The following is a 7,352-nucleotide window of genomic DNA, read 5'->3' as shown; positions in this document are numbered from 1 at the left end:
TGCCGCTGCCGCCCGCCGAACTCGACCAGAACGACACCGAGTTCGTCGCCCCGGCCACCCCGGCCGAGAAGGTCCTCGCCGAGATCTGGCGCGAGGTCCTCGGCCTCGCCCGGATCGGCGTCCACGACGACTTCTTCCGCATCGGCGGCAGCTCCCTGTCCACCGTCCGGGTCTCCCTGATGTCCGCCGGACGCGGCCTGACCGTCTCCGTCGGCGATCTGATCGAGCACCCCACCATCGCCCAGCTCGCCGAGCACGCCACCCGCGCGGCCGGAGCGGGCCTGCCCGCCGCCGTCACCTCCGAGGTACGGCTGCGCGAGGGCACAGGGGAGCCGCTGTGGTGTGTGCACCCCACCGGCGGCAGCGCCGCCTGGTTCGTACCGCTCGCCCGCGCCCTGCCGGCAGGCCGGCCCGTGCACGCCTTCCAGGCGCGCGGACTGCTCGGCGGGGTGGACCCGAGCACCGTCACCGGGATCGCCGCCAACTACGTCGCCGAGATCACCGACCGGACCGCGGACGCCACCTCGGACACCACCGGCGAGCGGGCCCCGCACGCCCTCCTCGGCTGGTCCATGGGCGCCAACATCGCCCTGGAGATGGCCACCCAGCTCGACCGCGCCGGGCACCCGGTGGCCCCGCCCGTCCTGATCGAGCCGTACCTGCCCAACCCCGCCGCCCGCGCCCGGCTGAACGGCGTCACCGACGACCTGCGCACCGCCTGGCGCCAGCGCGACCTGATCCGGCAGCTGCCGCCGTCCCCGGAGCGCGACCGGGCCACCGCCGAACTCACCGCCACCCTGCTGGGCGCCGGCATGAGCCCCGCCGAAGCGGCCCTGGTCGAGAACGCGCCCATCGAGGTGTGGCACTCCCTGCTCGCCGCCCTCGCCGGCTACGAGGTCCGCCCCTACCCCGGCCACATCCACCTGGTGGTCGGCAGCGAGGCCGCGGGACTGCCGCGCGGCCGCACCATGCCGGGCCTGGACGTCGACTACGACACCTATCTCGCCCGCTGGCGCGACCTGGCAGGCGGCGGACTCACCGTCCACATCAGCGAGGGCGACCACATGTCGATGATGGCCGAGCCGAGGGTGTCCGGCATCGCCGGGATCCTCGCCGCGATCAAGGAGGGGGAGAACCGATGACGACGGCGACCCCGACGAGTACGGCGCCCGCCCCCGCGACCACGTTCACCGAGCGCTACCTGCTGTCCCCGGACATGGTCGCCGACCCCTACGGCCACCTCGACGCCCTGCGCGCGCACGCCCCCGTGCACTGGAGCCCGATGCACCACGCCTGGCTGGTCACCGGCTACGACCAGGTGATGCGCTGCCTGCGCGACCCGGCCGTCACGGCCGACCGGGTACGGCCCCTGATGGACGCCGTGCCGCAGGGCGCCCGTGAGGACGCGGAGCGGGCGTTCGGGATCCTGTCCCGCTGGATGGTGTTCAACGACCCGCCGCAGCACCGCAGGCTGCGCCAGGTCTTCCAGGAGGCGTTCGCCGCCCGGGCGGTGGCCCGCTACCGGACCTTCACCGAGAAGGCCACCCGGGCCGTCCTCGCCCGCAAGGCCGTCCCGGGCCGCACCGGCGACCTGATGGCCGACGTGGCCAAGCCGCTGCCCGCGCTGGTGTTCGCCCGCTGGCTCGGCATCCCCCGCACCGACGCCGCCGCCTTCTGGTACTGGAACGCCCGCGTCGCCGACCTCGTGCTCGGCACCGCCCAGGAGGAGAGCGAGTACCGGGCCTCCCTCCAGGCGCTGGTGAGCCTGGAGGACTACCTCGCCGGGCTGGTCGCCCGGCGCCGCGCCGAACCCGCCGACGACCTGATCAGCCAGGTCCTGAAGGAGGGCCGGGTGGGGGAGTCGGTCACCGAGGAGGAGTTCGTCGGGATGCTCACCCAGATGGCGTTCGCCGGCGGGGAGACCACCAGCAACCTCATCGCGAACACCGTCCTCGCCCTGCACACCCGGCCCGGCCAGCTCGCCGCCGTACGCGAGGATCCCGAGCTGGCGCAGGGCGCCGTGGAGGAGGCGCTGCGCCTGGACGGCCCGTCCAAGATGTCGATCCGCGCCGCCGTCTCCGATCTGGAGCTGGACGGCCACACCTTGCGGGCGGGCGACCGGATCTTCCTGGTCACCGCCGCCGCCAACCGGGACCCGGCCCGCTTCCCCGACCCCGGCCGGTTCGACGTCCGGCGCACCGGCGCCACCCACCTCGGCTTCGGCTTCGGCGCCCACTTCTGCATCGGCGCCGCGCTGGCCCGGCTCGTCGCCGTCGCCGCCGTGCGGACGCTCGTCAGCGACCATCCCTGCCTGACCCTGACCGACCCCGGCGGGCTCGCCTGGCAGCCGTCCCTCCTCAACCGCAGCCTCACCGCGCTGCCCGTCCGCTACTGACCGGACCGCCGCGAGCGTCCGCACCCCGAAAGGCACACCATGGCCACCACCCTCGCCGGCGCCGGTCCCCGGCTGTGGGCACCCGCCCGCCAGCGGCCCTTCCGACTCCTGTGGCTGGGACAGTCGTTGTCCCTGCTCGGCGACGGCTTCAGCGTCGTCGCGTTCTCCTGGATCACCCTCGGCCTGACCGGCTCCACCCTCACCCTCGGCTACGTCCTCGCCTTCCAGGCCGTACCCCGCGCCCTGCTCACCCTGGTCGGCGGCACCCTCAGCGACTCCTGGTCCACCCGCACCCTGATGATCGCCTCCAGCTGGACCCGCGCCGCCCTGATGGCCGGGGTCGGACTGGCCGGGCTCACCGGGCACCTGACGGTCTGGATGCTGTGCGCGGCGGCCGCCGCGTTCGGCACGGTGGACGCCTTCTTCCAGCCGGCCCGGGTCTCGATCCTGCCCTCGGTGGTGGACAAGGACCTGCTCACCCCGGCCAACGCGCTGCTCGGCGCCGGTTCGCGCACCGCGGCCGTCGTCGGGCCCGCGGTCGGCGGTGTGGTCATCGCGCTGACCCGGGCGCCGGTCGCCTTCGTGGTCGACGCCGTCTGCTTCGCGCTGTGCGGCTGGTGCGTGTCCCTGATCACCACCCGGCCCCGCACCGCCGCGCCGCAGCAGACGGCGGACCCCCAGGACGGCAAGGAGACGGAACGCCCCCCGTCCCTCGGCGCCCGCATCCGCGAGGGCATCGCCTTCACCCTCCGCGACCCGCGGCTGCGCACGGTCGTCGTCCTCGACACCGCCGTCAACTTCTGTTACGCGGGCCCGTTCACGGTCGGCTTCGCCACCCTCGCCGAACAGGTGCTGCGCGGCGGCTCGGCCACCCTGGGCGTGCTCAACGGGTCCCTCGCCGGCGGCGCGATGCTCGGCACGCTGGCGGGCGGCGCCATGGGCGGCCGGCCCCGGGTCGGTCTGCTGGTGGCCGCGCTGGCCGGCTGGCTGGGCGCCGGGATGGCGGTCCTGGGCCTGGTGCACAGCACCCCGGCGGTCGTCGCGACCGTGCTGGCCATGGGCTTCGCCATCGGCTTCCAGGGGGTGTTCGGACTGAGCTGGATCCAGCGCAACATCCCCCAGGAGGTGCTCAGCCGGGTCATCTCCGTCGACATGGTCCTCGGCTACGCCGCCGCCCCGCTCTCCCTCATCGTGTGCGGCGCGCTGGCCAGGACCAGCACGCTCGCCCTGTTCGGGGTGGTCGCCGCGGTGCTCGCCCTCACGGGGCTCGCGGTGCTCGGCTCCCGGGCGGTGCGCGAGATGCGTTAGGGCCCCTCGAAGACGGCCCTAGGAATCGCGCAGGGCGGCCGAACGCGCGCACAGATCCGCGCGGTTGGCCGCCCCCGTCTTCGTGATCAGACTGGCGATGTGCTTCTCCGCCGTACGCGGGGAGATGAACAGCCGGTCGGCGATGTCCTTGTTGGACAGCCGCTCCGCGAGCAGCCGGAACACCTCGAACTCCCGGACCGTTATGCCCTGGGCGCGCAACGGGTCCGGGATGCCGCTGCTCCCGGTGCGGTGCTGGCGCACCGGGGCACCGAGCCGGCGCAGCCCCGCCCGGCAGGCGCCCGCCACGGCCGGGATGTCCCGCTCGTGGAAGTAGTGCTCCGCCTGCCGCAGCCAGCTGACCGGATCGCCCCAGCCGTCCTGGTGCGCCGCGTCCGCGATCAGCCGCAGCCCGAGATGCCGGGCCAGCGGATACGGCTCCGCCACCGCCTGCGCCGCCTCGACCGCGCGCGCCGCCCCGGCCCCCGCGCCCTCCCGGCCCAGCAGCACGGCCTCCGTGAGCAGCACGAAGTGCCGGTTCCAGCGCATCCGGGCCATCGCGGTGGCGGTGATCTCCGCGTGCCGGGTGCGGTCCGCGCGCCCGGCCAGCACGTCCAGCAGCAGCACCATGCCGTGGGTGCCGCTGAGATGGTACGTCGAGGGGTTGTCCGCCTCCAGCGCCAGCACCGTGCCCAGATCCTCCCGGGCCTGCTCCCGGTCCTCCTCAAGAAGCGCGCAGAACGCCCGGGCCAGACCGTGGCTCAGCGGCTCCTCCTGCGAACCGGCCCCGTCCCACTGCGCGAACGCGGCCAGCGCCGCCTCCATCCCGGCCCGGTCGGCATGGTGCGCCGCGAGGACGGCCTGCGCCATCAGGACGTACCGCACGGCAGGCGCGAGCCGCAGCCGTCGTACGACGGGCAGGCACTCGGCGGCGGTCGCGCGCGCGGTGTCGTGGTCACCGCGCAGTACGGCGTCGAGTACGAGGATGCCGTCGACGGTGTGCACGATGTTGACCGAGCCGAGCCGCAGCGCCTCCTCGCGCGCCGCCAGCAGGCCCGCGGTGTCGCCCTCGGCGAGCCAGGCGTTGCCGCCGAGCCGGGTGGCCGCGTACATCCGCTGCAAGGGGAGCCGGTGGCGTTCGGCCGTGGCGAGGGCCTGCCCGAGCATCGCCTCGGACTCCTCCGGGTCGCGTTCGCGGGCCACGGTGGCGAGCAACTCCTGTGCCTGGCAGGCGACCACGGGCAGCCCGTGCCGTTCGGCGGTGTCGGCGGCCGAGCGGGCCAGCTTCTCCGCGTGCTGGGTGCGGTCGGGGCCCGGGGTGTCGAGGGCCAGATAGGCGGCCGTCACATCGACGGTGGCGGCGGTCATCTCGTCCGGCGCGCTCGCCAGTACCTCACGGGCGCGGGCCACCTGCCGGTTGCCGTCGCTCCACCGCCCCGCCGTGTGGGCGACCTTGGCCAGCCGGGCGTGCAGCGTGGCGAGCCGGACGGGACTGAGCCCAAAGCCGCCCAGCAGATGCAGGTCCTCGGCCAGTTCGAAGGCGCGCGCGAAGTCACCGGCCTCGGCGAGCGCCGGCAGCAGGTTCTCCAGGACCGCGGCCCGCCCCTGCGCGTCACCGGCCTCGGCGAGCAGGTTCTCGGCACGGCTGAGCAGGGTCACCGCGGAGCCCAGCGCACCGGCCGCAAGAGCCCGGCCGCCCGCGTCCGCGAACAGCAGCCCGGCCGCGCCCCGGTCCCCGGCCTCGCTGCGCAGCCCCGCCGCCAACGCGCACCAGTCGCCGCCGAGTTCGGGGTGCAGTTCCTCGACCGCCTCCGCGCCCCGGCGCGCGAGGTCGGCCCGCTGGCCCGGCGTCATCTGCGTGAACAGGGCCTCCACGGTCAGCGAGTGCCGGAAGGAGTACCAGTCGGGGGCGGGTTCGTCGGGGATCACCAGCCGGGCCGCGACCCCTGCGTGCAGATGGCTGAGCAGCGCGCGGTCGTCCACGCCGCTCATCCGCTGGAGCACGGTCAGCGGGAAGCGGCGGCCCAGCACGGCGGCCGCCGACAGCAGGGTCAGGCCCTGCGCGCCCAGCCGGTCGATGCGGCGCAGGATGTCCCGCGCCAGCGTCGAGGAGACATCGCTGCGCAGATCCCCGATCGCCCGCCAGCCGTCCTGGCCCTGTACCAGGGTGCCCGCCCCGATCATGGTCTGGAGCAGCTCCTCGACCAGGTACGGGCTGCCGGAACTGTCCTCCCACAGCCGCTGGAGCACCGGCTGCGGCACCTCCTGCGGGTCCGCCGCGCCCAGTTGGGCCGCGACCATCTCGTCCGCCTGCCCCCGGGTCAGCGGCGGGATCTCCAGCAGGGTGGCGGCACCGCGCCGGCGCGCGGACTGGGCCAGGTCCAGCGCGTCGCTGAAGTCCGTGCGCACGGTGGCGAGCAGCAGGACGGGCGTGTACTCCAGGTTGTCCACGAGGTATTCGAGGACGCCGAGCGTCTCGGGGTCGGCGTCGTGCAGATCCTCCAGGAGCAGCAGCTGGCCCTGGCCGCGCCCGGCCGCGATCAGCAGCCGCAGCACCGCCTCGCCCAGGATGACCATGGAACTGCTCTCGCGCTCACCGGTGTCCCAGTCGGGAATCAGCCGTCCGAGCACCGGCCGGTACGGGCCGAGGGCCAGGTCGTCCATGGACTCGCCGCCCCGGAACAGCGACATCAGCGCCTCGGTCAATGGCCGGAACGGCACCGCGGGGCCCGTGGTGCTGCTGCGGCCGCGCAGCACCCGCATACCGGTGTCGAGCGCGCCGCCCACCACCTCGGCCGCGAGCCGCGACTTTCCGACGCCGGCCTCGCCGACCAGGAAGACCACACCGCCGCGTCCCTGTTGAGCGCCGCTCAACGCACGTTCGAGGAGGTGGAGTTGGGGACCCCGCCCGACCAGGGAAGGCGTATGGGAACGCATGAACGCAGATGATAATCGGAATATCGCGACCTGTGGCAGGTCGCCCCCTCCGGACCGTGCCGCTCCGCTTGGGCACACGGCGGCGCGGACCCGCAAGACGGGTCCGCGCCATCACGCCTGTGGCAGCCGGCGGTCGCCTACCGGGGGGCGGAGACCGACGTGTCCATGGTGCTCAGCGTGATGACAAGGCCGCTGGTGAGGACCATTCCGGCCAGCACCCGGGCGCGGGCGCAGGCGCGGTTGCGGCCCTTGAGGGTGATGCCACCGGCCGCGTCCTGCTCGTCGGCGGCGATCTCGGCGGCGATCTCCGTGGCGTCGGTGGTGGCGGCGGTGGCGGCGAAGTTCTTGTCCATGAGGTGATCCCCTTCAGGTGGTCCCGCGCGGGTGGGCGCGGGGGCGGAGGCGGAGTGGTGCGGGGTGGTCAGTTGCCGTACCGGCCGGGGTGTCCCAGGAGCAGGACGGAGGGCACGGTGCCCGGGTGGGCCAGGCGGAGCAGTCCGTAGCCGATGCCGGAGAGGCCGGTCAGCAGGCCGGGGGAGGGAACGTGGTCGGGGGTGGCGCAGCGGTGGCCCTGCGCCTCGACGAACGCGAGTGCCTGGCCGGTGCGCAGGGTCAGGGCTTCGGCGGCCGGGCCGTCGCCCCGCTCCGCGAGGACGGTGAGGGCTTCGAGAGCGCCGAGGGCGCCCTGGCCGAGGCTGAGGTCGGGCCCGACCTC

6 protein-coding genes are annotated in these 7,352 nt (G+C 74.5%); 3 read left to right on the top strand and 3 right to left on the bottom strand.

The features are described from left to right. From CCN72_RS24490 to CCN72_RS24480, 3 genes are all read left to right on the top strand, one after another. Nucleotides 1-1,142: thioesterase domain-containing protein (locus CCN72_RS24490; RefSeq protein WP_143664188.1), on the top strand; the 1,142-nt coding region annotated here is incomplete at its 5' end. Continuing rightward, on the top strand, nt 1,139-2,395 hold the full coding sequence (locus CCN72_RS24485) for a cytochrome P450 (RefSeq protein ID WP_086809641.1): 1,257 nt from the start codon (nt 1,139-1,141) through the stop codon (nt 2,393-2,395). The genes CCN72_RS24490 and CCN72_RS24485, both read left to right, overlap by 4 nt. Before the next feature lie 39 nt (nt 2,396-2,434). Continuing rightward, nucleotides 2,435-3,703: an MFS transporter gene (locus tag CCN72_RS24480; protein ID WP_086809639.1), complete on the top strand. Its 1,269-nt coding sequence runs from the start codon at nt 2,435-2,437 to the stop codon at nt 3,701-3,703. 18 nt (nt 3,704-3,721) lie between these two features. Here the strand turns inward: CCN72_RS24480 and CCN72_RS24475 are convergent, their stop codons facing one another. The 3 genes from CCN72_RS24475 to CCN72_RS24465 all read right to left on the bottom strand — a co-directional run. Further along, a complete protein-coding gene (locus tag CCN72_RS24475; RefSeq protein ID WP_086809637.1) occupies nt 3,722-6,637 on the bottom strand; it encodes a helix-turn-helix transcriptional regulator in 2,916 nt (971 codons plus the stop codon). Between the two features lie 137 nt (nt 6,638-6,774). After that, nucleotides 6,775-6,990 carry a hypothetical protein gene (locus CCN72_RS24470; protein WP_086809635.1) on the bottom strand — a complete coding sequence of 72 codons (216 nt, stop codon included), beginning with the start codon at nt 6,988-6,990 and terminating at the stop codon, nt 6,775-6,777. Nucleotides 6,991-7,058: 68 nt separating this feature from the next. Beyond that, the coding region (locus tag CCN72_RS24465) for a lanthionine synthetase LanC family protein (RefSeq protein WP_143664187.1) at nt 7,059-7,352 on the bottom strand (294 nt) is incomplete at its 5' end.

Source organism: Streptomyces murinus (assembly GCF_002154555.1).
GTDB lineage: Bacteria > Actinomycetota > Actinomycetes > Streptomycetales > Streptomycetaceae > Streptomyces > Streptomyces murinus.
This window is presented reverse-complemented; position numbering and strand designations above follow the sequence as displayed.